Source organism: Paraburkholderia sp. DD10 (assembly GCF_049177125.1).
GTDB classification, from domain to species: domain Bacteria; phylum Pseudomonadota; class Gammaproteobacteria; order Burkholderiales; family Burkholderiaceae; genus Paraburkholderia; species Paraburkholderia terricola.
Window position 1 is genome coordinate 1092097 of the sequence record NZ_CP185393.1, and the last position, 24442, is coordinate 1116538.

General features: G+C 64.6%; 20 protein-coding genes. 16 read left to right on the top strand and 4 right to left on the bottom strand.

Annotated features, from left to right (window positions below; translation table 11 throughout):
- Nucleotides 1-46 precede the first annotated feature (46 nt).
- The 7 genes from ACOCG7_RS20355 to ACOCG7_RS20385 all read left to right on the top strand — a co-directional run bounded on the left by ACOCG7_RS20355 (nt 47) and on the right by ACOCG7_RS20385 (nt 7827).
- The gene (locus tag ACOCG7_RS20355; RefSeq protein WP_073426656.1) at nt 47-838 is read left to right on the top strand and encodes a TatD family hydrolase; all 792 of its coding nucleotides are present in this window, start codon (nt 47-49) and stop codon (nt 836-838) included.
- 66 nt (nt 839-904) lie between these two features.
- Nucleotides 905-1630, top strand: a complete 726-nt coding sequence (locus ACOCG7_RS20360; RefSeq protein WP_347143463.1) for an ankyrin repeat domain-containing protein — start codon at nt 905-907, stop codon at nt 1628-1630.
- Between the two features lie 218 nt (nt 1631-1848).
- On the top strand, nt 1849-2205 hold the full coding sequence (locus tag ACOCG7_RS20365; protein ID WP_073426654.1) for a Rap1a/Tai family immunity protein: 357 nt from the start codon (nt 1849-1851) through the stop codon (nt 2203-2205).
- 253 nt (nt 2206-2458) lie between these two features.
- On the top strand, nt 2459-3691 hold the full coding sequence (locus ACOCG7_RS20370; protein WP_176035733.1) for a mechanosensitive ion channel family protein: 1233 nt from the start codon (nt 2459-2461) through the stop codon (nt 3689-3691).
- Nucleotides 3692-3868: 177 nt separating this feature from the next.
- Nucleotides 3869-5281, top strand: coding sequence for an alpha,alpha-trehalose-phosphate synthase (UDP-forming) (otsA, locus tag ACOCG7_RS20375; protein WP_083083709.1), 1413 nt, complete (start codon nt 3869-3871; stop codon nt 5279-5281).
- A gap of 67 nt (nt 5282-5348) precedes the next feature.
- The gene (locus ACOCG7_RS20380; protein ID WP_347143464.1) at nt 5349-6509 is read left to right on the top strand and encodes an AAA family ATPase; all 1161 of its coding nucleotides are present in this window, start codon (nt 5349-5351) and stop codon (nt 6507-6509) included.
- Nucleotides 6510-6759: 250 nt separating this feature from the next.
- Nucleotides 6760-7827, top strand: coding sequence for a glycosyltransferase family 4 protein (locus ACOCG7_RS20385; RefSeq protein ID WP_347143465.1), 1068 nt, complete (start codon nt 6760-6762; stop codon nt 7825-7827).
- Between the two features lie 307 nt (nt 7828-8134).
- On the opposite strand, the gene ACOCG7_RS20390 is transcribed toward ACOCG7_RS20385, so the two are convergent.
- The 3 genes from ACOCG7_RS20390 to ACOCG7_RS20400 all read right to left on the bottom strand — a co-directional run bounded on the left by ACOCG7_RS20390 (nt 8135) and on the right by ACOCG7_RS20400 (nt 10201).
- Nucleotides 8135-8725 carry a BPSL1445 family SYLF domain-containing lipoprotein gene (locus tag ACOCG7_RS20390; protein ID WP_073426650.1) on the bottom strand — a complete coding sequence of 197 codons (591 nt, stop codon included), beginning with the start codon at nt 8723-8725 and terminating at the stop codon, nt 8135-8137.
- Between the two features lie 434 nt (nt 8726-9159).
- Complete coding sequence (locus tag ACOCG7_RS20395) at nt 9160-9609, bottom strand: hypothetical protein (RefSeq protein WP_073426649.1); 450 nt, start codon at nt 9607-9609, stop codon at nt 9160-9162.
- Nucleotides 9610-9895: 286 nt separating this feature from the next.
- Nucleotides 9896-10201, bottom strand: coding sequence for a PsiF family protein (locus tag ACOCG7_RS20400; protein WP_073426648.1), 306 nt, complete (start codon nt 10199-10201; stop codon nt 9896-9898).
- A gap of 454 nt (nt 10202-10655) precedes the next feature.
- On the opposite strand from ACOCG7_RS20400, the gene ACOCG7_RS20405 reads away from it, so the two are divergent.
- Together ACOCG7_RS20405 and ACOCG7_RS20410 are read left to right on the top strand one after the other, a co-directional pair.
- Nucleotides 10656-10952 carry a YciI-like protein gene (locus ACOCG7_RS20405; RefSeq protein WP_073426647.1) on the top strand — a complete coding sequence of 99 codons (297 nt, stop codon included), beginning with the start codon at nt 10656-10658 and terminating at the stop codon, nt 10950-10952.
- 577 nt (nt 10953-11529) lie between these two features.
- Nucleotides 11530-12771 carry a transposase gene (locus ACOCG7_RS20410; protein WP_347143466.1) on the top strand — a complete coding sequence of 414 codons (1242 nt, stop codon included), beginning with the start codon at nt 11530-11532 and terminating at the stop codon, nt 12769-12771.
- Nucleotides 12772-12875: 104 nt separating this feature from the next.
- On the opposite strand, the gene ACOCG7_RS20415 is transcribed toward ACOCG7_RS20410, so the two are convergent.
- Complete coding sequence (locus ACOCG7_RS20415) at nt 12876-14423, bottom strand: mannose-1-phosphate guanylyltransferase/mannose-6-phosphate isomerase (RefSeq protein WP_347143467.1); 1548 nt, start codon at nt 14421-14423, stop codon at nt 12876-12878.
- 650 nt (nt 14424-15073) lie between these two features.
- Between ACOCG7_RS20415 and ACOCG7_RS20420 the strand changes: the two genes are divergently transcribed.
- The 7 genes from ACOCG7_RS20420 to ACOCG7_RS20450 all read left to right on the top strand — a co-directional run bounded on the left by ACOCG7_RS20420 (nt 15074) and on the right by ACOCG7_RS20450 (nt 24439).
- Complete coding sequence (locus ACOCG7_RS20420; protein WP_073426644.1) at nt 15074-16471, top strand: undecaprenyl-phosphate glucose phosphotransferase; 1398 nt, start codon at nt 15074-15076, stop codon at nt 16469-16471.
- Between the two features lie 128 nt (nt 16472-16599).
- Nucleotides 16600-18042 (top strand): UDP-glucose/GDP-mannose dehydrogenase family protein, encoded by a 1443-nt coding sequence (locus ACOCG7_RS20425; protein ID WP_347143468.1) that lies wholly within the window; start codon nt 16600-16602, stop codon nt 18040-18042.
- 53 nt (nt 18043-18095) lie between these two features.
- On the top strand, nt 18096-18551 hold the full coding sequence (locus tag ACOCG7_RS20430) for a low molecular weight phosphotyrosine protein phosphatase (RefSeq protein WP_114162422.1): 456 nt from the start codon (nt 18096-18098) through the stop codon (nt 18549-18551).
- Nucleotides 18545-19789 carry a polysaccharide biosynthesis/export family protein gene (locus tag ACOCG7_RS20435; RefSeq protein ID WP_374709878.1) on the top strand — a complete coding sequence of 415 codons (1245 nt, stop codon included), beginning with the start codon at nt 18545-18547 and terminating at the stop codon, nt 19787-19789. The genes ACOCG7_RS20430 and ACOCG7_RS20435 overlap by 7 nt, the downstream gene beginning before the upstream one ends.
- Nucleotides 19790-19956: 167 nt before the next feature.
- A complete protein-coding gene (locus ACOCG7_RS20440) occupies nt 19957-22155 on the top strand; it encodes a polysaccharide biosynthesis tyrosine autokinase (RefSeq protein ID WP_073426641.1) in 2199 nt (732 codons plus the stop codon).
- A 78-nt stretch (nt 22156-22233) separates the two neighbouring features.
- A complete protein-coding gene (locus ACOCG7_RS20445; RefSeq protein ID WP_083084286.1) occupies nt 22234-23166 on the top strand; it encodes a glycosyltransferase family 2 protein in 933 nt (310 codons plus the stop codon).
- A gap of 97 nt (nt 23167-23263) precedes the next feature.
- Nucleotides 23264-24439: a glycosyltransferase gene (locus ACOCG7_RS20450; protein ID WP_073426640.1), complete on the top strand. Its 1176-nt coding sequence runs from the start codon at nt 23264-23266 to the stop codon at nt 24437-24439.
- The last annotated feature ends 3 nt before the right edge of the window (nt 24440-24442 follow it).

The following is a 24442-nucleotide window of genomic DNA, read 5'->3' on the forward strand; positions in this document are numbered from 1 at the left end:
TTCGCGCCGCCGCATTTTGATCATTAGCTAGCAGGACATCATCCTCATGTTTGTCGACTCGCACTGCCATATCAACTTCGAAGGACTCGCCGACCGCCTGCCGCAGGTGCTCGACAACATGCGCAGCCATTCGGTCACGCATGCGCTGTGCGTGTCGGTCGATCTGGAAACGCTGCCGTCCGTGCTGGACATCGCCAGCCGGTATGAGAACGTCTACGCGTCGGTCGGCGTGCATCCCGATCACGAGGACATGCGCGAGCCGAGCCTCGCCGAACTGGTCGAGCTGGCCGACCATCCGAAGGTGGTGGCGATCGGCGAGACCGGCCTCGACTACTACCGTCTGGAAGGCCGCACCATCGCCGACATGGAATGGCAGCGCGAGCGTTTTCGCACGCATATCCGCGCGGCGCATGCCACGCAAAAGCCGCTGATCATCCACACGCGTTCGTCGGCGGAAGACACGCTGCGCATCATGGCCGAGGAGCGCGCGGGCGAGCCGGGCGGCGTGATGCATTGCTTCACCGAACCGTGGGCGGTCGCGGAGCAGGCGCTGGCGCAGAATTTTTATATCTCGCTGTCGGGCATCGTCACGTTCAAGAGCGCGACCGACGTGCAGGACGTCGCGCGCCGCGTGCCGCTCGAGCGCTTGCTGATCGAAACCGATTCGCCGTACCTCGCGCCGGTGCCGTATCGCGGCAAGCCGAATGAACCTGCGTACGTCAGTTATGTCGGACGCTTCATCGCGCAACAGCGCGAGATGCCGGATGCCGCGCTTGCCGCCGCGACCACGCAGAATTTCTTCCGGCTCTTCAAGATCCCGGCGCCTGCCGGGGTTTGAGTCTAAAAATGATAAATATCAAGTGGATAGGAAAGTTTCCTAAAGCAAAATATGAGAACTAATCCGATGTCGAACGCAGCGTTTCCCCTGATTCCAGTCACGCAAACCGTTCCCGCCTTGGCGCGGCGCGGTGCGGCCCGCATGGCGCTCGCGGCCACGCTGGCCTGCGCGGCGTTCACTGCGCTCTTTGCCGCGCCGGTTCAGGCCGCGCCGATCGACTCGCTGATCAAGTCGGTCAAATTCGACGACGTCGACGGCGTGAACAAGCTGCTCGCCAAGGGCATGGACCCGAACAGCGTCGACAACCAGGGCTATCCGCTGCTGGTATTGGCCGCGCGCGAGAAGTCGGACAAGGTGGGCGCCGCCTTGCTCGCGAATCCTAAAACCGATGTCGAGATCCAGGACAAGGCCGGCGAAAACGCGATGATGATGGCCGCGCTGAACGGCGACATCGAGTTCGTCAAACAGTTGATCGCGAAGGATGCCGAAGTCAACAAGAAGGGCTGGGCGCCGCTGCACTACGCAGCCGCGAACGGCCACGACGACGTCGTCAAGCTGCTGCTCGACCACTCGGCCTATGTCGACGCCGGTTCGCCCAACGGCACGACGCCGCTGATGATGGCCGCGCGCGGCGGCCATGTGTCGACGGTGAAACTGCTGCTCGACAATGGCGCGGACCTCACGGTGAAGAACCAGATCGGCCTGACCGCGCTCGATTTTGCGAAGACCTATAAAGAGCCGGACGTCGTCGAAGGACTGACGGCGCGCCTGCAGCAAATGCAACAGAAGTGAAGGGCGCGGCGAGGCGGTGTCCGCGCCGCCGCGGTCCGGCGCGCCGGATTGCATGCCGGCAAGCCGCGAACACCGCGCACGTAAAAGCGCCTGAAGCTAGCCGCTGTTGCCTGCTGCCGCTTCGCAAAACAGTGCAGAATGACGACTTTGGCGCGCCGCGTGGCGCGCCCTCGGGACGCGGCAGCAGACCGCGTGATAAACGACTGGAAAGGAACACCATGCTGCGGGCTTTGATTTTCGCCAGCGCGCTTGCCGCACCGCTATCGGCATTCGCGTTTACGGGAGGCGACCTCAACAAGCTGTGCACCAAGACGGACGTGGCGTCGCGTAGCGCGTGCGCCGCTTATATCGAAGGCGCCGCCGACGGCATCTTCAATACCATCGACGCGATCGGCGGCACCACCGGGCCGCGCGTCGGCCAGTACTTCTGCCTGCCGCAAGACGCGCGCTCGGCGCAACTGACCGACGCGGTGCGCAAGTACATCGCGGAAAATCCAATCGTCGCGGGCTACAACGCCAGCACGGCGATCTCGTTGGGACTCGGCAAGGCGTTTCCTTGCAAGAGCGGAAGCTGATCCAAACGACGGCTGACGCCTCCCACGCCGGGGTTAACGGGCCGCCAGGCGCGGCCCGGGCAATCGAAACATAGACGGCGCGCCGCGTTTATTTCAGGCGTGTCAGTATCATCAGCGGGACGGGGCTTTCGGGCTCGCGCCCGCGTCGCGGGCGCCTTGCCGCCTCTTTCGCCGTGCGCGGCGAGCCGCACGCGCCGCGTTCTCGCGTCGCGGTTCGGCGATTCCGTGGTCCGATATCCAAGTCAGGAGGAACATGCGCTACCTGCCTACTCTCGACGAACTCAGCCGTATCGCCGAAGCGCCGCTGCATACGTGGCTCGGCGCGTTGATCGTCTCGGGCGTCGCGGTGCTGCTGGGCATCGGCATTCATCGGGTCGGCGCGCGCATCGTGACGCGCATCGCGCGGCCTTATCCGCTCACCAGCGTGGTGCTGCGCTACATCGACAAGCCGTCGCTGTTCGTCCTCGTGATCCTCGCGCTGGAGGCGGTGTGGTGGGAAGCGCCCGATACGCTGCGCTTCATCGCACCGTTGCGCGACGCCGCCGCGATGGCGCTGATCGGCGCGCTCACGTGGCTGTCCGTGCGCTCGGCGGCGGCCATCGGCGAGGCGATCATTCAGGCGCATCCGCTCGACACCGCCGACAATCTGCACGCGCGCCGCATCCATACGCAGGCGAGGGTGCTGGCGCGCACGGTGATGCTGGTGATCGTGATCGTCGGGGTGGGCGGTGCGCTGATGACGTTTCCGAATGTCCGGCAGATCGGCGCGAGCCTGCTGGCGTCGGCGGGCGTGGCCGGTCTGGTCGCCGGTATTGCCGCCCGGCCGGTGCTCGGCAATCTGATCGCCGGTTTGCAGATTGCGTTGTCGCAGCCGATTCGTCTGGACGACGTCGTCGTGATCGAGGGCGAGTGGGGGCGCATCGAGGAAATCACCGGTACGTATGTGTCGGTGCGTCTGTGGGATCAGCGGCGGTTGATCGTGCCGCTGCAATGGTTCATCGAAAATCCGTTTTCGAACTGGACGCGCAGCAGTTCGCAGATCATCGGCACCGTGTTTCTTTACGTCGATTACCGGATGCCGCTCGCGCCGCTGCGCGAGGAACTCGCGCGCATCGTCGAGAGCGCGCCCGAGTGGGACCGCCGCGTGCAGGTGCTGCAAGTCACCGACGGCACGGAGCGCTCGATGCAATTGCGCGCGCTCGTCAGCTCGCTCGATTCCGGCCTGAACTGGGACCTGCGCTGCCGGGTTCGCGAGGGGCTCCTCGACTTCATTCAGAAGCACTATCCGCAGTACCTGCCGCGCGCGCGTGCCGAAGTGTCGGCGGAACTCGAAAACGGCAAGGGCGAGCCGCTCGACTGGGTGCCGCGCGGTGCGCGCACGCCGGCCGGCAGCACCGCCGCGCACACCGAAGCCGATCCGGTCGCAAGCCGTGGCAGCCGTCCGGCGGTGCCCGAGCCGTCGCGCAAGGTGAAGGAGAACGCCTAGCGCGGCCGGGCGGCGCGTGCGTGAAACTGCGTGCAACCGATCGGGCACCACGTGGTCGAACCGCCCACTGATTGACGAACCTGACGCGGCATGGCGCGCCTCGCTTCACTCGCTTATCTTCCTGCCGTCGAAGCGAGGCCGCGCTCAAAGCCGTGCGAACCAAGGAGGATAACCAACATGGGCCGACTGATCGTCGTGTCGAATCGCGTCGCAACGCCGACGGAAACCAAGGGGTCGGCGGGCGGCCTCGCGGTCGGCGTATTCGGCGCGCTGAAGGACGCGGGAGGCGTGTGGTTCGGCTGGAGCGGTGACGTGGTCAGCGAAACCGTCGCCAACGCCGGTCCGACGCTCGAACAGGACGGCGCGGTGACGTTCGCGACCGTCGGCCTCACGCGCAAGGACTACGACCAGTACTACCGCGGCTTTTCGAACGCGACGTTGTGGCCGGTGTTCCACTACCGCAACGACCTCGCGCGCTACGAGCGCGAGGAATACGCGGGCTACCGGCGCGTCAACGCATGGCTTGCGCACAAGCTGATCAAGCTGCTCGAACCGGACGACGTCATCTGGGTTCACGACTATCATCTGATCCCGTTCGCCGAAGCGTTGCGTTCCGAAGGCATCACGAACCGCATCGGTTTCTTCCTGCACATTCCGTTTCCCGCGCCGCAGATCCTGCTCAACATTCCGCCGCACGAAGAACTGGTGAAGTCGCTGTCGTGCTACGACCTGCTCGGCTTTCAGACCGCGACCGATGAACTCGCCTTTCACGATTACGTGACGCGTCATGCGCGCGGCACCGTCAGCGCGGACGGCCTCGTCGAAGCATTCGGCCGCAAGCTGCGCACGGGCGTCTACCGGATCGGCGTGTTTCCCGACGAAATCGCCGAACAGGCCAAGCGCTACGAAAGCCGCCAGCACGTGCTCGATTTGAAGCAGAGTCTGGAGGGCCGCAAGCTGATCATGAGCGTGGACCGGCTCGATTATTCGAAGGGACTGGTCGAGCGGTTCCGCGCGTTCGAGCATCTGCTGGAGCGCTCGCCCGAGTGGCGCGGCAACGTCACGCTGGTGCAGATCGCGCCGCCCACGCGCTCGGACGTCGCTACTTATCAGAAGATCCGCCAGGACCTGGAGTACGAGGCAGGGCGCATCAACGGGCGCTATTCGGGCCTCGACTACACGCCGATCCGCTATCTGAACCAGCAGTACGACCGCTGGAAACTGATGTCGCTGTTTCGCGAGTCGCAGATCGGCTTCGTCACGCCCTTGCATGACGGCATGAACCTCGTCGCCAAGGAGTATGTGGCCGCGCAGAATCCCGACGACCCTGGCGTGCTGGTGCTGTCGATTTTCGCGGGCGCGGCGGCCGAGTTGAGCGGCGCGCTGCTCGTCAATCCGCACGATGCGATCGGCATGTGCGAAGCCTTGCAACGCGCGCTGCAAATGCCGCTCGATGCACGTCAGCGGCGTCACGAGATCAACATGGCGGCGCTGCGCAAGAACGATCTCGGCGTGTGGCGCGATACGTTCCTGCGCGATTTACGCAGTGTGCCGGTGCAGACGCCGGGCAAGGGCGGCGGGCATGGATGATGACGCATGGATACGGGGTGCGTGTCGCGGGCACGTCGCGGCTCGCGTTTGACCGAAGGCGGCGCGTATGCTGACGACCCTGGCCATCGCCGGTTACCGGTCGCTGCGCGAATTGATCGTGCCGCTCGGCCGGCTGAATGTGATCACGGGCGCGAACGGCAGCGGCAAGTCGAGCGTATATCGCTCGCTGCGTCTGCTCGCCGAGACCGCGCGCGGCGGAGTGATCACGTCGCTCGCGCGTGAGGGCGGTTTGCAGTCCACCTTGTGGGCTGGGCCCGAGCGTTTTTCGCGTGCGGTGCTGGATGGGGAATTTGCGGTTGAAGGGACGCGCCGCAAAGAGCCGGTGAGTCTGCGGCTCGGCTTTTCCGGCGACAGTTTCGGTTATGCGATCGACCTGGGGCTGCCGCAGCCCGGAAACAGCCGCTTCCAGCTCGACCCGATCATCAAACGCGAATGCATCTGGAGCGGTCCGGTGCTGCGCCCGGCCGCAATGCTGGTCGATCGGCGCGGCCCCGCGATCCACACGCGCGACGGTCGCGACTGGCAAGCCGTTCCGCAACCCGTCGCCAGCTTCGACAGCATGATGACGGAGTTCTCCGACCCGCGCACCGCGCCGGAGATGATCACGGTTCGCGAACAGATCCGCTCGTGGCGCTTCTACGACCACTTCCGCACCGACGCCGAAGCCGCCGCGCGTCTGCCGCAAATCGGCACGCATACGCCGGTGCTTTCCAACGACGGCGCCGACCTCGCCGCCGCGTTGCAAACCATCCGTGAAATCGGCGACCCGGTCGCGCTCGATGCGGCAATCGACGACGCCTTTCCCGGCTCGCGCCTCGACATCGCGACGCAGGACGGCCGCTTCGAAGTGACGATGCAGCAACACGGCCTGCTGCGACCGTTAAAGGGCGCGGAGCTATCGGACGGCACCTTGCGCTATCTGCTGCTGGTGGCCGCGTTATTGACGCCGCGTCCGCCGGCGCTGCTGGTGCTGAACGAACCGGAGACGAGCTTGCATCCGGATCTGCTGCCGGCGCTCGCGCGTCTGATCGCGCGTGCTTCAACGCATTCGCAGGTGCTGGTGGTGTCGCACGCGGCGCGGCTGATCGCGGCGCTCGAGCGCGAGAACGACAGCCGCTCGATCGTGCTGGAGAAGCACTTCGGCGCGACGCGTATCGCGGACGCGGACGATCGCGACTTACCGGCGTGGAAATGGCCGACTCGTTAGCAGCGTCGCGATTCGGTGCCTGGGCGGATGTAAGCTGAATGTAACAGCACCGAGGAAATGCAAGACCAGGGGCTTTTTGTTGCGCCTTGATGAATAATGCTTCGATGCCGGTGATGCACGCGCTCGCGCGGCGGGTGATCGCACTGATCGGCATTGATCGGCATTGATCGGGAAGCACCTGGCGCCGGCATCCCGGCGCCGCTGACGCGCACCGCCGCACGCGCAAGCCGTCAGTTCACGGAGACACAATATGAAGATTGCGCAGATCGCCCCCTTGACCGAATCGGTGCCGCCCAAGTTATATGGCGGCACGGAGCGCGTCGTGTCGTACATCACCGAGGCGCTCGTCGATCTCGGCCATGACGTGACGCTGTTCGCGAGCGGCGACTCCGTCACGAACGCAAAACTCGAAGCGGTCTGGCCTCGCGCCTTGCGTCTGGACCCCGGCATCCGCGACCGCGTGGCGCCCCATATGTTGCTGATGGAACTGGTGCGCCGCCAGGCCGAGAGCTTCGACGTTCTGCATTTCCACCTCGACTACTACTCGTTTTCGGTGTTCAAGCGCCAGGAGACGCCCTTCGTCACGACGATGCATGGCCGTCTCGACTTGCCCGAGCAGCAGCCGGTGTTCGACACGTTCAACACCGCGCCGGTGATTTCGATTTCGAATGCGCAGCGTCATCCGCTGCCGCAGGCCAGGTGGCTCACGACCGTCTATCACGGTTTGCCCGAGCAGCTCTACACACCGCAACCCGTCGAGCAGAAGTACCTCGCGTTTCTCGGCCGCATCTCGCCGGAAAAACGTGTCGACACGGCGATTCGCATTGCCGGACGTTGCGGCATGCCGATTCGCATCGCCGCGAAAGTGGACGCCGCCGATCGCGAGTACTTCGAACGCGATATCCGGCCGTTGCTGGACTTGCCCTATGTCGAATTCATCGGCGAGATTGCGGATCACCAGAAGGCCGAGTTCCTTTCCGGCGCGCATGCGCTGCTGTTCCCGATCGACTGGCCGGAGCCGTTCGGCCTCGTCATGATCGAGGCGATGGCGTGCGGCACGCCGGTGATCGCGTTCAATCGCGGCTCGGTGCCCGAAGTGCTGGAAGACGGCGTGACCGGCTTTATCGTCGAGGACGAGATCGGCGCGGTCGCGGCGGTCAATCGCCTGCATAAGATGCCGCGCGCGGGCGTGCGGCAACGTTTCGAGGAGCGCTTTACGTCGCACCGGATGGCGCAGCAGTATGTGGACGCGTATCAGTCGGTGATTCGCGCGCAGAAGCGTTCGCGCTTCAAGGTGATCGATACGTCGGGCAGTTGAGGCGAGCGGACATGGCGCAGTGGGCCGGGTTGATAAAGCGGCCACCGCCTCGCGCGGCACGATAAAAAGAACGGCGATGTGCAAGGCGCATCGCCGTTTTTATTGCCGCTTCGCTGGGGATAGTCGCATCGCCGGCATGAGGGCTCGCATCGGGATGCCGAACACAAAGCTCCATGACCCGCAGGCACCGCGTGCGCGGGATGCAACGTGCAATCGCCTCGTCCGCGGGCTGCGTCTGAACCGCTGCCGCCGCTAGCGGAACCGGCGGATCCGCCGCAGCCCGCGGACCGGCAAACTCACCGCGCGCTCAGATCTTCAGGCGCGACACCTTGGTGCCCTGGAGCGACAGGTCGGCCATCAGGCCGGCATTGGTCATCACGAATACCTCGACCGGCGCCGTGGCCGTGTTCGTGTCGATCGCGCCGTTGGCGCCCATCTTCACCAGTGCGACGGAAGCGTCGCCGCCCACGGACCAGCCGTCGGCGTTGCGGAATTTGTCGAGCGCGTCTTGCGTCATGAACAGGAAGACGATGGCCTTCGATTGCGCGCCTGCCTGCAGACCGAACGATCCCGTGGCCGTGCTGTAGTAGCCGACCGTGCTGCCGCCCACGCGCAACGCGCCTTCGCCGTACTGGCCGCCGACGATGAAGCCCGCTTGCAGGACCGACGGGAACACGAGAACGCCGCGCGCCTTGGCGACGAGTTCGCGCGAACCCTTCACCGTTGTATAGAGGCGCGACATGGTGCCGTCGACGCTGGCGTCGATCGACTGGCGTTTGGAGGTATCGGTGGAGGACGTGCCCTGCTTGCCGCCGCCGGTGGTCGTACAGCCGGCGAGTGCAAGGCCTCCGAAAGCGAGCGCAGCGGTAGTCTTCAACATGAAGTTTCGTCTTTGCATCGTTTTTCTCCGTCATGGTTCCGGGGCGCAACCTCGTTGGATGTTGCCGGGGTTGCCCTTTGAGTTATATCACATGCGGACCTGGAGGGACGCCTCGCCGGCAGGCGGAGAGCCTTGTGTGGCGGGGCTTTGCGGCTAATCGCAAGGCATCGTGATGTAAATTTGACCTGCATCGAAAACACCGTTCGAAGCGCTCCGGCAGCGAGTTCGAATGGGCTTTCCGGGGCGGCCGTCGAGACTCGATCCGCTCCACGCTCGAAAGGACCTGACCGAACCGAATGCCCGTTTTTACCGATTTTTCGCGCCAGCGATTCCCGTTGCAATTCAATTGAAAGTGTTGCTTCTGCGCCGCGAACCGGTGTTTCGTGACGCTGATCCGGCGCCCGCGCGAATGCAACGACGCCAGCGCGCAGCGACTATCGACGCAGTCGCCGTCATCCGTGATTCGCCGGGCTTTTCACCGCCGGCGGCCGCCGCAGCGCGCGGCGAATCATGCCGATCAGCACGCCGAGCAGGAACAGTGCGATAGCCGGCACGACCCAGTAGCCGACGAACGCATGCCAGAGATAAGCCATCAGGGTAGTGCGGCGCACGCTGTATTCATTGCGGGCGTCCTGCTGACGCGGCGCATTGGCGGCCAGCACCTCGGCTGGGCAGCCGGCGGCTTGCGCTTCGTCGGGCTTGCCGTGGCAGCGCGCGGCTACGCCTGCGGCGCGTTGCGCGTCGGTGAGATTCCAGGTGGTGAGCGCGCGATCGAGGTCGACGGCGTTGTACGCCATTTCCTCCCTGATCTCGTTCACCGCAACGATCGCCACGGGCACCGCCCAGAAGATGATGACGACCAGCCACCGCCTTAACCAGCGGTTTTTATGCTTCGATACCATCCTTGCCTCCGATCGATGCCCTGCAGCACCAACGACAAGATGGCGGCCCGTCTGATGTTGTATTGAGGGTGGGCCGTCTCCGCAGCCATCATAGAAGAAAAACGGCACGTTCGTGCGCGCGTTGGTGCGTGCGTTGATGCGCGCGTTGATGCGCACGGAGCGTTGCAAGAAGGGCGCACAAAGCAAAGGGCCGCGCCAGAGAAAGGCGCGGCCCTTATCGATCGATGAGCGACTCAATGCCGGACGTTTGCGCCGGGTTCATTCCGTCGCATTCATTGCGCATCGCTCATTGCACGGCCTGGTTGGCCGGCGCGGACGACAGGCAACTCTTCATGAACGCCTTGCGGTCGTCGCCTTTCTTGCCGGTGGCTTGCGTGTTGCACACTTTCATCTTTTCCTGCTGGGTCATCGGCGCGGCCGCGGGCTTGGCGGACAGGCAACTCTTCATGAAGGCCTTGCGTTCGTCGCCTTTCTTGTCGGCTGCCTGCTTGTTACAGTCGGCCATTTTGGTCTGCTGGCTGTTCTGTGCGAACACCGGCGAAACGAGCACCGCGCCCAGCACCAGCGTAGCGATAGCGGATTGGATCTTCATGTGACACTCCATGGGTGGTGAGACATTTTGTGGTTGTTCAGGCGCGCGGGCACAAACGCAACAGCCCGCAACAGAGCCGCTCGGCACGTTCATTATGGCAAATACTGTCTGCCACAACGGCGGACGGCGCGTTCTGGTTGACACGCGCGCGCCGTGGTATTCCCTTACGCCTGCCATGGCGGAGGCCGCGTGCGTCCCATGATTTGAGCAAGCGCGACAGCGCCGAATCATGTCATGCGACGCAGAGGAATTGTCGCGGCGAATTCGCATGAATTACATCAACGGCATTCACGCCGAATGATGAAAGGCGTAAGTATGCATTTCGGATTGCTGCGGGCGCACGTGAATAGTAAATCGGAAGAAAATCCATTGGTGATCATTGGCGTCTATTAGACTCGACATGTGCCCGGTGCGTCACTGATCCATTCTTGCAAGCAAGCCTTGGGAGACTCTCATGCACTACCTCTTGATGTATGACCTCGTGCCCGACTATCTCGAACGTCGTGGCACGTATCGCGACGAACATCTGAAGCTCGCATGGGCGGCAGTCGAACGCGGCGAGCTGCTGTTGGGCGGTGCGTTGACCGAACCCGCGGACACCGCCTTGCTGCTCTTCCAGGGCGACTCGCCCGCTGCCGCGAGAGCCTTTGCCGAGGCCGATCCGTATGTTCGCGCGGGTCTGGTCGCGCAATGGCGCGTGCGCGAATGGACGACCGTGGTGGGCGAGGGCGCCGCCAAGCCAGTGCGCTAGAAACCTGCGCCGGCCCGCGCGGGTGTCGTCGAACGCGAAGCCGGCGCTTTGCGTGGGCGTTGCTCGCGCGCGCGGCGGCGTACAGGCGGCTGTTCGCGCGCTGTCGAAAAGATGCGTCCGAGGTGTTGCGCGCCTCTTCGACATTCACTCAAAATGTATTGAAATCGCGTTCCGTCTGGGCAACAGATTTACCAAGGCAACTCGTTTAGATAGTCGTAACGTTGTGCTGCGCAGCAACCTTTTCCATCGCCCGAATGGACAGTAGTTCTGTTACGGCAATGCGTGGAATGACGCAGCAAAAAGGACAAGTTTGTTTCCATCCGTAACACTTGTCTCAGTCATATTCACGCAAACCCTGGGGATGGTATGCTTCGTGCACAATTCTCCCATGCACGAGTGAGACCACGTTTTGTGCTTCGCAATAGGGACAAACCGCACTAAGACAGGGCGGTATTGACCAGCCAGCAAAACGTCCAAGACATATTTGTGCAACCGAGGGTCGCACATGGATCGTGAAAGTTGAATCCGTGGCTGACCCAAAGCCGCGGCCTGGCCAGGCTGCGTGGAGAAAATCCAAATGTTTTTTGATGAGCTAAGCAATGACGAATGGGCGCTGCTGGCAGCGCTCGTCTCCGATGAGCCGGCCGTCCGTCTAAACCGACGCGGCCGGCCCCGCGCCGAACCACGCATCGTGGCGAATGCCGTCCTGTGGATTTTGACAACCGGTGAGCCCTGGTCGAAACTGCCAGGCCGCTATCCGTCGGGTCCTACCTGCCGGCGCCGTTTTGAAGAATGGCAATTGAACGGCACGCTGCTCGAGATGGTTCGGCTGTTATCCCAAACCGGGCGCACTTTCGCGTACGTCCCCCAACCGGCGCCGCCCGTCGCGGCCAAACCCGCGGCACCGGTCACGGAAACCCCCAGCACGCGTGACGAAAGCATGCGTGGCGTGTCCTGGAAGAGTCCCGAGTCGTGGCAAGCGCCGGGCTCGTCCAATGGCACGTCGCATCATGCGGGTAACTGGCGTTCGGCCGATCCGATCGCGGACATCACGCGCCAATTGGCGGGGCTCGATACCGCGCCAGCCGTGGTGCCGCCGGCCGCGCCGTCGCGCATGCAGGCGGCGTCCAACGGCGCGTCGGCAGTGGCGGCACGGCCCGTGTGGCGAGCCGGTCTGCCGCGCATGGACGAAGCGGGCGCGGTCGGCGCGGCCATGAACGGTTTGAATTCGGCCGTTGTGTCGGCACGCCACGCGCATGAACAGGCGGATCAACGCACGCCGCTGTCGATGAGTCTCGCGCCACGCGGCACCGAGATCGCCGACCGGCGCGGCTATCAGATCTACATCGCGGCCGAGCGGGTGCCCAATGAGATGTATCGCGCATGGGCGGAAATCATGAAGGACGGCAAGCGCATCGAGCGCTCCGGTCTCGTGGGCCCACGCTTCGCGCATGCCGAAGAAGCGGAGCAGTACGCGTTTGAATGGGCGCGGCAGTGGATCGACCGTGAATGCGGCACGCTCGCGGCGGCCCAGACACAAGCGACCCAAGCGGCACCGGAGCCGGCATCGACGGTGAATGTGCCCGCGCCTGCGGTGAATTCAACGGTGCCGGCGCCCGCGCGTCCCTTGCCGCCCATGCGTCATGTGCCGGAGCCTGTCGCGGTGAATCACGGCGCGCCTTTGCACGGTCCGCTCAATGCGTTCCGCGGACCCTTGCGCCGCTATCCCGGCGAACCGGCCAGCACGAACGCAAGCAGCGAGAACAGTGCGTCAGATCGTTTTTCGTCGTACCCAGAACTCATCTCCCACGCGGGATGAGCGCAGCACCCCGCGGCCGGTAGGAGCAACCGCCGCAGGTTCCCGCTTCATCCGTTGTGACTCGTCACTGGCATTGATTCATCGACGTCCCTGACCGGCGTCCCTCATTGACGTCCATAAGTGTCGTCAAAGCGCACGATATCGTCTTCGCCGAGATACGAACCGGACTGCACCTCGATCATTTCGAGCGGCATCTTGCCGGGGTTCTCGAGACGATGCGTGACGCCCAGCGGAATATAAGCCGATTCGTTTTCGGAGACGATGAAGCGCTCTTCGCCGCGCGTGACGAGCGCCGTGCCGCGCACGACGATCCAATGTTCGGCGCGGTGATGATGCATTTGCAGCGAAAGCCGCGCACCCGGTTTCACGACGATGCGCTTGACCTGGAAACGCTCGCCCGTGTCGACGGAATCGTAGTTGCCCCACGGGCGATGCACCTTGCGATGGTTGGCCGCTTCGAGCCCGCCGTCCTCGCGAATCCGGCCGACGATTTTCTTGACGTCCTGCACGCGCGATTTATCGGCGACCAGAATCGCGTCGGCCGTTTCGACCACCACCAGATCCTGCGTACCCACGCAGGCAATCAGCCGTCCCTCGGAATGCGCGAACGTGGAGTTCGCGCCTTCGAACATCACGCGCCCGCGGCCTACGTTCTGACTCGCGTCCTTGTCGGAGATGTCCCAGATCGCGTCCCACGAACCGACGTCCGACCAGCCCGCCTGCAACGGCACGACCACGCCCGAGGCGGCGGTCTGATCGTTGCCGAGCTGCTCCATCACCGCGTAGTCGATCGAATTCGACGGCGACGCGCTGAACGCATCGCGTTGCAGACGGAAGAAGTCGCCGTCCGCCTTGCCGCCCGCGAAGGCCGCTTCGCATGCTTCGAAAATCGCCGGCTGGAAGTGGCGGATCGCCTTCAGCCACGTCGACGCGCGCATGATGAAAATGCCGCTGTTCCACCAGTATTCCTGCGATTCGATGTAGCGCTGCGCGAGTTCCAGATGCGGCTTCTCGACGAAGCGATCGAGCTGATGCACCTCGATCTTGCCGGTGCTTTCTTCCTGAGCTTCGTCGGCTGCACCGACAAGCGCCGCGCCGATGCGAATGTAGCCATAGCCGGTTTCCGCGCGGGTCGGCACGATGCCCATCGTCACGATATGACCGGCTGCCGCGTGCTTCACGCCGACGGCCACCGCCGCATGAAAGCCGTCGAGGTCGGTGACCGCGTGATCGGCGGGCATCACGACCATGATGCCGTCCTCGTCCTGCGCGGCGACCGACAGCGCGGCCACCGTGAGCGCCGGCGCCGTGTCGCGCCCGACGGGTTCGAGAATCAGCCGGGCCGGCTTGCCGCTCGTGCGCAATTGCTCGGCGGTGGTGAAGCGCTGCTCTTCGTTGGCCACCACGACGAGTTGTCCGGTGACGGGATAGCCGGCCTCGAGTCCGTCGAGGCGGCGCGTGGTGGATTGCAGCAATGAATCCTCGCCGAGCAGGCCGATCAACTGCTTCGGATGCTGTTCGCGCGACATCGGCCACAAGCGCGTGCCGGAGCCGCCCGCCAGAATCACGGGATGAACCTTGAGCTTGACGTTCAGGGGCGTAGCTTGCGTGGACCGGGTGTCGGCGGGGATGGCCGTGACCGGAGCTGTCATGATGGACTCCTCGAGGCTGGGGTGAATGCGTCGAGTTTTATCATGAACTCTGGAATCAATAAAAGCGCGTTAAATAGAAACTATATAAATCCGCTAATAAAAATCGTCTGTTTCGTGAAGAAAAAATGTCGGCGTAACTTTTAAAAAAGAAAAATTACCCGAAAAAAATCATGGGCCATTTTTTTACGCCCGACAATGCGGCAGAATAACCACGAAAGGCGCCGCTGTAAGCTTCGTAGGAAACGCTCGGCAGCCACCGCATAGGCCGACGGAAAGGCGCGCAATACGCCGTTCCAACGCTAAATCCGGTAACAATTGCCGAACAAAAGTCGGAAAAAATACCGAAACTTTGACCGATACAATTTGAGATTTTTTGCAGGCTTGCGGCGCGAATTTTAATACCGCTTTATCTATACCTGTACAAGGGTATTCACTCATTCCGACACGCATTTTCCAGCCGGCCGTTCCAGTCATTTCTCTGGAAAGGAAAACGGCGGAGCAATTAGCACCGGTTCAATTCATTTCGCGTCGCGCATTTATCTGGCCGGACGCGGATACCGGCGTTGTGCGTCGCGCGGCGGACCGAAGTGCATGACGGAATTAATCAACCACAACGGATGGCACTTGACTGACGAACTGAGGGGCCACGCATGCTGAGCGTTCTATCGAGAATCATCGACATCGCCATGGTCGCGCTGGGCGCCGCCCTCGCGGCGGCCGCGCACAGCGGGAAGTTCGTGTGGCTGGACGATATGCAAAGCGTGTCGCTCGCGTTCGATTGCCTGCTGGTGGTGGTGTTTTTCCCCGCGCTCGGCATCTATCAGTCATGGCGCGGCAAGCCGCTGTACGACCTGCTGTGCCGCGTCGCCGGCGGCTGGGTGCTGGTGGAGGTCACCGGCATTCTGATCAGCTTCAGCCTGCACCGCTCGGACAGCCTGTCGCGGCTGTGGCTCGCGTATTGGGCGCTGGCCACCATCGTGCTGCTGATCGTCACCAAGGTGATCGTGTATTCGATCCTGCGCGGTCTGCGCCGCGAGGGCTTCAATCAGCGCGCGGTGGCGATCGTCGGCGGCGCGCCGTATGGGCGGTTTCTGATCGAGCAGATGCGCAGTCGCCCCGATGCGGGCTTTAGCCCCGTGGTGGTGTTCGACGAGGACGGCACGATCAACCATTACGAAGACCCCGACGCGGGCGACGCGATCGACGGCGTGCCGGTCGAGCGCGACTATCAGCGCATGCTCGAACTGGTGCGCCGGCGCGCGATTCGCGAGTTGTGGCTCGCGCTGCCGATTTCGAAAGAGAAGGCGATTCACCGCTTCGTGATGGACCTGCGCAACGACTTCGTGAATATCCGCTTCATTCCCGACGTGCGCAGCCTCACGCTGTTCAACCAGCCGATGGTCGATCTGCTCGGCGTGCCGGCGATCAACCTGGCCGCCTCGCCGATCACCGATCTGCGCGTGCTGCCCAAGCGCATTTTCGATCGCCTGTTCGCGCTCGCCGCGTTGACCGCGCTGTCGCCGCTGATGATCGTGATCGCGGTCATGGTGAAGCTCAGTTCGCCGGGCCCGGTGTTTTTCCGCCAGAAGAGAAAAGGCATCGACGGCCATCAGTTCGAGATCTACAAGTTCCGCTCGATGCGCATCCATCAGGAAGAGGCCGGCAAGATCACCCAGGCCACGCGCCGCGACCCGCGCATCACCGCGGTCGGCGCGTTCCTGCGGCGCACGAGCCTCGACGAGCTGCCGCAATTCATCAACGTGCTGCGCGGCGAGATGTCGGTGGTCGGCCCGCGTCCGCATGCGCTCGAACACGACGACATCTACAAGGATCTGGTGAAGGGCTACATGCACCGCTACCGGATCAAGCCGGGCATCACCGGGTGGGCGCAGATCAACGGCTATCGCGGCGAAACCGACCGCATCGAAAAGATGATGGGCCGCGTCAAGCTCGATCTGTACTACATGCAGCACTGGACCTTCTGGCTCGACATCAAGATCGTCGTGCTGACGCTGTGGAAGGGCTTCGTGGGCAGCAATGCGTACTGATGTCGGCCCCCAACTGTCGCTGCGCGCCAGCCCCCCGAGGGGGTGCGAGAAAACCTGGGGCGGCCCGGCGTTTTCTTGCGGTGGCCCCGAACTTTATTTGTGAACCAACCCAACCTCCGAGGTAACACATGAACCTGACGATCATCGGTAGCGGCTACGTAGGCCTCGTGACGGGCGCCTGTCTGGCCGACATCGGCCACGACGTGTTCTGTCTCGACGTCGATCAGCGCAAGATCGACGTGCTCAACAACGGCGGCGTGCCGATCCATGAACCGGGTCTGCAGGAGGTCATCGCACGTAATCGCAAGGCCGGGCGTCTGAAGTTCTCGACCAACGTCGAAGCCGCGGTCGCGCACGGCGACATTCAGTTCATCGCGGTGGGCACGCCGTCGGACGAGGACGGGTCGGCCGACCTGCAATACGTGCTGGCCGCCGCGCGCAACATCGGCCGCCACATGACCGGCTTCAAGGTGATCGTCGACAAATCGACGGTGCCGGTGGGCACCGCCTCGCGCGTGCGCGAAGCGATCGCGGAAGAACTGGCCGCGCGCAATGCGAGCCACATGTTCTCGGTGGTCTCCAATCCCGAGTTCCTGAAGGAAGGCGCGGCGGTGGAGGACTTCACGCGGCCCGATCGCATCGTGCTCGGCTGCGACGAGGACGTGCCCGGCGAAAAAGCGCGCGAACTGATGAAGCGCCTCTACGCGCCGTTCAACCGCAATCGCGAACGCACGCTGTACATGGACGTGCGCTCCGCCGAATTCACCAAGTACGCGGCCAACGCGATGCTCGCCACGCGCATTTCGTACATGAACGAACTCGCCAATCTGGCCGACCGCGTCGGCGCCGACATCGAGGCCGTGCGCCGCGGCATCGGCTCCGATCCGCGCATCGGCTACGACTTCCTGTATGCCGGCTGCGGCTACGGCGGCTCGTGCTTCCCGAAGGACGTGCAGGCGCTGATCCGCACGGCCGCCGATCACAAGGCGAACCTGCGCATTCTCGAAGCGGTGGAAGCCGTCAACGACACGCAGAAGAAAGTGCTCGCGCACAAGATCGTCGCGCGTCTGGGCGAGGACCTGTCGGATCGCACGTTCGCGATCTGGGGTCTCGCGTTCAAGCCGAACACCGACGACATGCGCGAAGCGCCGAGCCGTCCGCTGATCGCCGAACTGCTGCGCCGCGGCGCGCGCGTGAAGGCCTACGACCCGGTCGCGATCGACGAATCGAAGCGCGTGTTCGCGCTCGATCTGAAGGACGTGCCGCAGCAGCACGCGCGCCTCACGTTCACGACGGAAGAGATGGAGGCGGCCGAGGGCGCCGACGCGCTGGTGATCCTCACCGAATGGAAGGTCTTCAAGAGCCCGGATTTCGACGCGCTCAAGCAGTTCCTCAAGACGCCGCTGATTTTCGACGGCCGCAATCTGTACGAACCGGACGCGCTGCTGGAACTCGGTATCGAGTATCACGCGATCGGCCGTCAGCATGCGCTGCGCAACGCGCCGGCGAAGGTCGGCGCGAACGGCTTGCCGCTCGTCGCCGAGGCCGCCACGGCCGAGACCGGCCGCTAGGCCGTCGACGCCAACGCGCCGTCACGAAGCGTCTCACCCGAAGGGAGTCCGCTATGTTCGCCAACGTTCTGATCGTCTGCCACGCCAACGTGTGCCGTTCGCCTGCCGCCGAAATGCTGTTCAAGGCCCGGCAGCGATTGACGTCGCGCACGTCAGCAGCGCCGATCGCGTTTCATTCGGCGGGCATCCGTGCCGTGAACGGCCACGGCATGGACCCGGTGATGCAGCGCCTGCTCGCGGAGCGGGGCGTCGCCTCCGGGATCCACTACTCGAGACGTCTCGACCGGCAGCTCGTGCGCGCCGCCGATCTGGTGCTGGTCAGCGAGCGCGCGCAGGTGAGCGCGGTCGAGGCGCTCGATCCGGCCTCGCGCGGCAAGGTTTATCCGCTCGGCAAGTGGGAGGCCGATTCCGACGTCGCCGATCCGCACGGCGGCGCGGAAACCACTTATAGGGAGAGTCTCGTGCTCATCGAACATCTGGTCATGGGATGGCTGAAGAAAATATGCTGATGAAAAAAACCGCTGCAAGCTCGCTTGCGAACTTCACATCGACGGGCTTCGACTCGACGCGCTTCAAGTCGAGCGTTGCCGCCTCGCTTTTGCTGACGTCCTTTCTGTCGGCCTGCGCCACCGCACCTGGCAATTATCTCGACACCTCCCGTCTGAAAGACGACGGCCAGCACCAGAGCCAGGCCGCGGAAACCTATCCGGTCCATCTGATCGACGGCCCGCTGGTCGCCGCGCAGGCGCAAGCCGCCGCCGCCGCGACCCAGGTGCTGCCGACCTCGCGTTTCAGCGATCCGTCGCAGTACGTGTACCGTCTGTCGCCGCAGGACATTCTCGGCATCACCGTGTGGGATCACCCCGAATTGACCACCCCGCAGGGCAGCACGCTGTCCTCCGGCGGCAACACCACGCAAAGCGTCGCCGGCGCGTTGCAGCAGCCCTATACGGCCGCGCTGCCGGGCCAGGCCGATCCGTACGGCCAGACCATCGCCGCCGACGGCACGATCTTTTTCCCGTTCGTCGGCCGCATCAAGGCCGCCGGCAAGACGCCGGGCGAACTGCGCGATCAGCTCGCATCGGGCCTCGTGCGCTATATCCGCAACCCGCAGGTCGACGTGCGCGTGCTGTCGTACCGCGGGCAGAAAGTGCAGGTCACCGGCGAGGTGAAGACGCCGGGGCCGCTCGCCGTCAGCGACGTGCCGCTCACGCTGGTCGACGCGATCACGCGCTCGGGCGGCTCGACCGGCGACGCGGACATCCAGCGCGTGCGTCTCACGCGCAACAACAAGCTCTATGTGCTCGACGCCAACCGCATGCTCGACAAGGGCGACACCACGCAGAACGTGATGCTGCAAGGCGGCGACGTGATCAACGTGCCGGACCGCAGCGACAGCCGCATCTTCGTGATGGGTGAAGTGAAGACGCCGATCCAGGTGCCGATGCTGAAGGGCCGTCTGACGATCGCCGACGCGCTCACGCAGGCGGGCGGCATTCTCGACACCGACGCCAATCCGCGGCAGATCTTCGTGATGCGCGGCATGCGCGAGAAGCCGACCACGCCGGACGTGTACCGCCTCGACATGACGCAGCCGGACGCGATCATGCTGTCGTCGCAGTTCCAGTTGCAGCCGATGGATGTCGTGTATGTGGGCACCGCCGCCTCGACCACCTTCAACCGTGTGTTGCAGCAGGTCTTGCCGAGCGTGCAGACGTTGTTCTACCTGAAGCAGTTGACGCGCTAAGCCGCGACGGCGTCGACGGGTCCGCGCCGCCTTCACGGGGCGCGGGCCCTCGACACGGAAAGACAGGCAAGCCAGCCGGGAAGCAGGATGAAAGAAGCAAGAAGCCCAGACACACGCCGCAGCAACCGATACGGGATCGAATTGTGAGCAATCAAATCTCTCCATACATGGCCGGTCCGGTTCGGACCGAAGAAGAGGACGTCGTCCTCGGGCAACTGGTGCAGGTGATCCTCGACGACATCTGGTGGCTGATCGCCATTGCCGCGGTGATCGTCGGCATGGCGGGCGCGTACTGCTACCTTGCCAAGCCGGTGTATTCGGCCGACGCGCACGTGCGCGTCGAGCAGTCCGACAACACCTCGCAGGCGCTCACGCAGACGCAGACGGGCGCGGCGATCACCACCGGCTCCACCTCGCTGCCGACCGACGCCGAAATCGAAATCATCAAGAGCCGCGGCGTGGTCGCGCCCGTGGTGCAGCAGTTGAAGCTGAACTTCAGCGTCACGCCGAAGATGTTCCCCTTGCTCGGCAGCATCGCCGCGCGCATGGCGAGCCCCGGCCAGCCGGCGCGGCCGTGGCTCGGTCTGTCGTCGTATGCATGGGGCGGCGAGGTGGCCGACGTCGATTCGATCGACGTGGTGCCCGCGCTGGAAGGCCAGAAGCTCACGATGAAGGCCATCGACGACCAGCACTACGAGCTCTACGCGCCGAACGGCACGCTGCTGCTGCGCGGCCAGGTCGGCCAGCAGGAGCAGGGCGGCGGCGTGACGATGCTCGTGAACAAACTGGTGGCGCGTCCGGGCGAGCAGTTCACCGTGATGCGCGCGAACGATCTCGACGCGATCACCGCGTTCCAGTCGGCGATCAGCGTGCAGGAGCAGGGCAAGCAGACCGGCGTGATCCAGATCTCGCTGGAGGACAAGGACCCGGCGCACGCGGCCGAGGTCGCCAACGCGCTCGCGCAGTCGTATGTGCGCCAGCACGTGCTGAACAAGCAGGCCGACGCGAGCAAGATGCTCGACTTCCTGAAGAGCGAGGAGCCGCGCCTGAAGTCCGATCTCGAACGCGCCGAGGCCGCGCTGACCGCGTACCAGCGTCAGTCCGGCTCGATCAACGCGAGCGAGGAAGCCAAGGTCTACCTGGAAGGCAGCGTGCAGTACGAGCAGCAGATCGCCGGCTTGCGTCTGCAGATGGCGCAGCTCACCGAGCGTTACGGCGACGACCACCCGACGCTCAAGGCCGCGCGCGAACAGATGGCCGAATTGCAGGCGCAGCGCGCCAAGTACGCCGACCGCTTCCGCGATCTGCCCGCCACCGAAGTGAAGGCCGTGCAGTTGCAGCGCGACGCGAAGGTCGCCGAGGACATCTACGTGCTGCTGCTCAATCGCGTGCAGGAGCTCTCGGTGCAGAAGGCCGGCACCGGCGGCAACGTGCATATCGTCGACGCCGCGTTGCGCCCCGGCGTGCCGGTCAAGCCGAAGAAGGTGCTGATCCTGTCGGCGGCGGTGATTCTCGGCCTGATCGCGGGCACGGGTTTCGTGTTCCTGCGCCGCAATATGTTCAAGGGCATCGACGACCCCGACCACATCGAGCGCGCTTTCCATCTGCCGGTGTTCGGCCTCGTGCCGTTGAGCCCCGAGCAGGCGCTGCTCGAAAGCAGTTTCGAGCGCGGCGGCGAACGCCTGCGCTCGGTGCTGGCGAACGCGCGGCCGAAGGACGTCACGATCGAAAGCCTGCGCAGCCTGCGCACCTCCATGCAGTTCACGATGCTCGACGCGAAGAATCGCATCGTCATGCTGACGGGCCCGATGGCCGGCGTCGGCAAGAGCTTCCTGACGGTCAATCTCGCGGTGCTGCTGGCGAATTCGGGCAAGCGCGTGCTGCTGATCGACGGCGACATGCGCCGCGGCGTGCTCGAACGCTATCTGGGCGGCGCCCAGGACAATGGCCTGTCCGAATTGCTGAGCGGCCAGATCTCGCTGGAGGAAGCGATCCGCAACGCGCCCGTGGAAGGCTTGAGCTTCATTTCGTGCGGCCGCCGTCCGCCGAATCCGTCGGAGCTGCTGATGTCGCCGCGTCTGCCGCAATACCTCGACGGCCTCGCCAAGCGCTACGACGTGATCCTCATCGACACGCCGCCGGTGCTGGCGGTGACCGATGCGTCGATCATCGGCGCGTATGCCGGCTCGACCTTCTTCGTGATGCGCTCGGGCGTGCACAGCGAGGGCGAGATCGCCGACGCGCTCAAGCGTTTGCGGGCCGCCGGCGTGCACGTGCAGGGCGGCATTTTCAACGGCATGCCGGCGCGCGCGCGCGGCGGCTACGACCGCAGCTATGCGGCGGTTCAGGAATATCTGAGCACCTGAGGTGAGGCGCGTTGACGAGCCCCTGAACTTCGCGCGCATTCGAAAGCTGTCGCAATGACGATAACAAAGGACATCACGATGAAAGTGACGGTACTGGTTCCGACTTACCGCCGCCCGGCCGATCTGGCGCGCTGCCTCGCGGCGCTGCAACGGCAATCGCGCGCGCCGGACGAAGTGGTGGTGGTGGCGCGCGCCGACGACGAAGCGACCCATGCCTGTCTGCGCGATCCGGCGGTGCCGGGCAAGCTGCCGCTCGCCGTGGCGCTGGTCGACGTGCCGGGTCAGGTCGCGGCGCTCAATCGCGGACTGGACGCCGCCACGGGCGACGTGATCGCGATCACCGACGACGACGCCGCGCCGCACGCCGACTGGGTCGAACGCATCGCGGCCGCGTTCGAAAACGATGCGCGCCTCGGCGCGCTCGGCGGACGCGACTGGGTGCATGAAAAAGGCCGCGTGCTCGACGGCCAGCGCCCGCTGGTGGGCAAGGTCACCGCGCACGGCAAGATCATCGGCAATCATCATCTCGGCGTGGGCGGCGCGCGCGAAGTCGACATCCTGAAGGGCGCCAACATGAGCTACCGGCGCGATGCGGTGCGCGCCATCCGCTTCGACGCGCGTTTGCGCGGCGCCGGCGCGCAGGTCCACAACGACATGGCCTTCAGCCTCGCCGTGAAGAACGCCGGCTGGAAGCTGATGTACGACCCGCGCGTGGCGGTCGATCACTTCCCCGCCGAACGTTTCGACGACGACCGGCGCGACGCGCAGACCATGACCGCGTTGCGCAACGCCGCCTTCAACTTCCATCTGATCCTGCGCGACCAGTTGCCGCCGCTGCGCCGCGAAACCGCGTGGTGGTGGTGGACGCTGGTCGGCACGCGGGTCTATCCGGGACTCACCCACGCGGCGCTCGCACTCGTGTCGAGGCAGGCGGCCCTGAAGCTGTCGCGCTGGCGGGCGGTGCGCACCGGCGCGCACGAGGCGCGCCGCGCGCTGTCACGCGCCGCGTGAGCGAAACCAGCGACATGTCCGGCACGTTCGTGCATCGGCCGGCGCGCGGGCACGCGCGCGGCGATGCCCCTTTCCACCGGCAGACCGGAGTGACTGCATGAGTACGAAAGTTCACGTTCACCTGTTTTATGGCGCCGACCCGCGTTTTTATCGACCGGGCGACAACATCGGCTGCCTGTATGGCTATCACCACGCGGAATCCGACGCGTTCGCGCTGACCTATTCGCAGGACGCGCGCGAAGGCAAGGCCGCGCGCCTTTTGCGCCGCGCGCTGAAGGCGGCGCTCGGCTTCGACTTCATCCACACGTGGCGCAACCGCGCCGACATGCTGCGCGCCGACGTGATCTGGACGCACACCGAACAGGAATGGCTCTCCGCCGCGCTGATGCTGCTGCTCTCCGGCCGCAAGGCGGGCGCCGAGTCCTCTCCCTTGCTGCTCGCGCAAAGCGTGTGGCTGCTCGACAAGTGGCCTTCGTACGGGATGCTGCGTAGCTGGCTGTATCGCAAGCTGATGACGCGCGCCGATCAGTTGACCACGCTCGCCAGCGAAAACGCCGAGCTGTGCCGGCGCTATTTCGACCGCGATGCGAAGCCGCTGCTCTACGGCCTGAATACGCAGGACTTTCCGGTGCGCGCGCCGAGCGAGTGGAAGCCGCACACGCCGCTGCGCATCGCCGCGATCGGCAACGACCGCGACCGCGATTGGGAGACGCTCATCAAGGCGCTCGGCAACGACGACCGCTACACGGTGAAACTCGCGACGCGCCGCCGGATTCCCGCCTCGCTGCGCGCGCCGAACGTCGAGATCGCGCTGTTCTCGGGCATCAAAAAGCAACACGAACTGTACGACTGGGCCGACGTGATCGTCGTGCCGTTGCGGCCCAATACGCACGCGTCGGGCATCACCGTGATGCTGGAGGCGGCCGCCGTCGGCAAGCCGATGGTGGTCACCAACGTCGGCGCGTTGCAAGATTATTTCCCGGCGGGCGAGGCCGCGTATATCCCGCCGTTCAATCCGCAGGCACTGCGCGAAGCGGTGGACCGGCTCGTCGCGTCGCCGGCCGAAGCGTTGCAGCAGGCCCAGGCGGCGGCGGCCGGTTTGCTGTCGCGCGATCTGACCACCCAAAGCTACGCGATGCAGCACGTGCGGATCACGCAGGACATGCTGCGGGCGCGCGCGGCGTTGCGCGGGCGCATGGCGGGTGCGGGCGCGGGCGCAGGCGCAAGCGGTTCCGCCGGACAGCGCGCGCGCGAATCGCGCGGAGGCTTCTAAACG

What these genes read in the sequence shown, in the direction of transcription:
- ACOCG7_RS20355 (WP_073426656.1), top strand. Translation starts at nt 47, where the DNA reads ATGTTTGTCGACTCGCACTGCCATATCAACTTCGAAGGACTCGCCGAC.
- ACOCG7_RS20360 (WP_347143463.1), top strand. Translation starts at nt 905, where the DNA reads ATGTCGAACGCAGCGTTTCCCCTGATTCCAGTCACGCAAACCGTTCCC.
- ACOCG7_RS20365 (WP_073426654.1), top strand. Translation starts at nt 1,849, where the DNA reads ATGCTGCGGGCTTTGATTTTCGCCAGCGCGCTTGCCGCACCGCTATCG.
- ACOCG7_RS20370 (WP_176035733.1), top strand. Translation starts at nt 2,459, where the DNA reads ATGCGCTACCTGCCTACTCTCGACGAACTCAGCCGTATCGCCGAAGCG.
- otsA (WP_083083709.1), top strand. Translation starts at nt 3,869, where the DNA reads ATGGGCCGACTGATCGTCGTGTCGAATCGCGTCGCAACGCCGACGGAA.
- ACOCG7_RS20380 (WP_347143464.1), top strand. Translation starts at nt 5,349, where the DNA reads ATGCTGACGACCCTGGCCATCGCCGGTTACCGGTCGCTGCGCGAATTG.
- ACOCG7_RS20385 (WP_347143465.1), top strand. Translation starts at nt 6,760, where the DNA reads ATGAAGATTGCGCAGATCGCCCCCTTGACCGAATCGGTGCCGCCCAAG.
- ACOCG7_RS20390 (WP_073426650.1), bottom strand. Translation starts at nt 8,725, where the DNA reads ATGCAAAGACGAAACTTCATGTTGAAGACTACCGCTGCGCTCGCTTTC.
- ACOCG7_RS20395 (WP_073426649.1), bottom strand. Translation starts at nt 9,609, where the DNA reads ATGGTATCGAAGCATAAAAACCGCTGGTTAAGGCGGTGGCTGGTCGTC.
- ACOCG7_RS20400 (WP_073426648.1), bottom strand. Translation starts at nt 10,201, where the DNA reads ATGAAGATCCAATCCGCTATCGCTACGCTGGTGCTGGGCGCGGTGCTC.
- ACOCG7_RS20405 (WP_073426647.1), top strand. Translation starts at nt 10,656, where the DNA reads ATGCACTACCTCTTGATGTATGACCTCGTGCCCGACTATCTCGAACGT.
- ACOCG7_RS20410 (WP_347143466.1), top strand. Translation starts at nt 11,530, where the DNA reads ATGTTTTTTGATGAGCTAAGCAATGACGAATGGGCGCTGCTGGCAGCG.
- ACOCG7_RS20415 (WP_347143467.1), bottom strand. Translation starts at nt 14,423, where the DNA reads ATGACAGCTCCGGTCACGGCCATCCCCGCCGACACCCGGTCCACGCAA.
- ACOCG7_RS20420 (WP_073426644.1), top strand. Translation starts at nt 15,074, where the DNA reads ATGCTGAGCGTTCTATCGAGAATCATCGACATCGCCATGGTCGCGCTG.
- ACOCG7_RS20425 (WP_347143468.1), top strand. Translation starts at nt 16,600, where the DNA reads ATGAACCTGACGATCATCGGTAGCGGCTACGTAGGCCTCGTGACGGGC.
- ACOCG7_RS20430 (WP_114162422.1), top strand. Translation starts at nt 18,096, where the DNA reads ATGTTCGCCAACGTTCTGATCGTCTGCCACGCCAACGTGTGCCGTTCG.
- ACOCG7_RS20435 (WP_374709878.1), top strand. Translation starts at nt 18,545, where the DNA reads ATGCTGATGAAAAAAACCGCTGCAAGCTCGCTTGCGAACTTCACATCG.
- ACOCG7_RS20440 (WP_073426641.1), top strand. Translation starts at nt 19,957, where the DNA reads ATGGCCGGTCCGGTTCGGACCGAAGAAGAGGACGTCGTCCTCGGGCAA.
- ACOCG7_RS20445 (WP_083084286.1), top strand. Translation starts at nt 22,234, where the DNA reads ATGAAAGTGACGGTACTGGTTCCGACTTACCGCCGCCCGGCCGATCTG.
- ACOCG7_RS20450 (WP_073426640.1), top strand. Translation starts at nt 23,264, where the DNA reads ATGAGTACGAAAGTTCACGTTCACCTGTTTTATGGCGCCGACCCGCGT.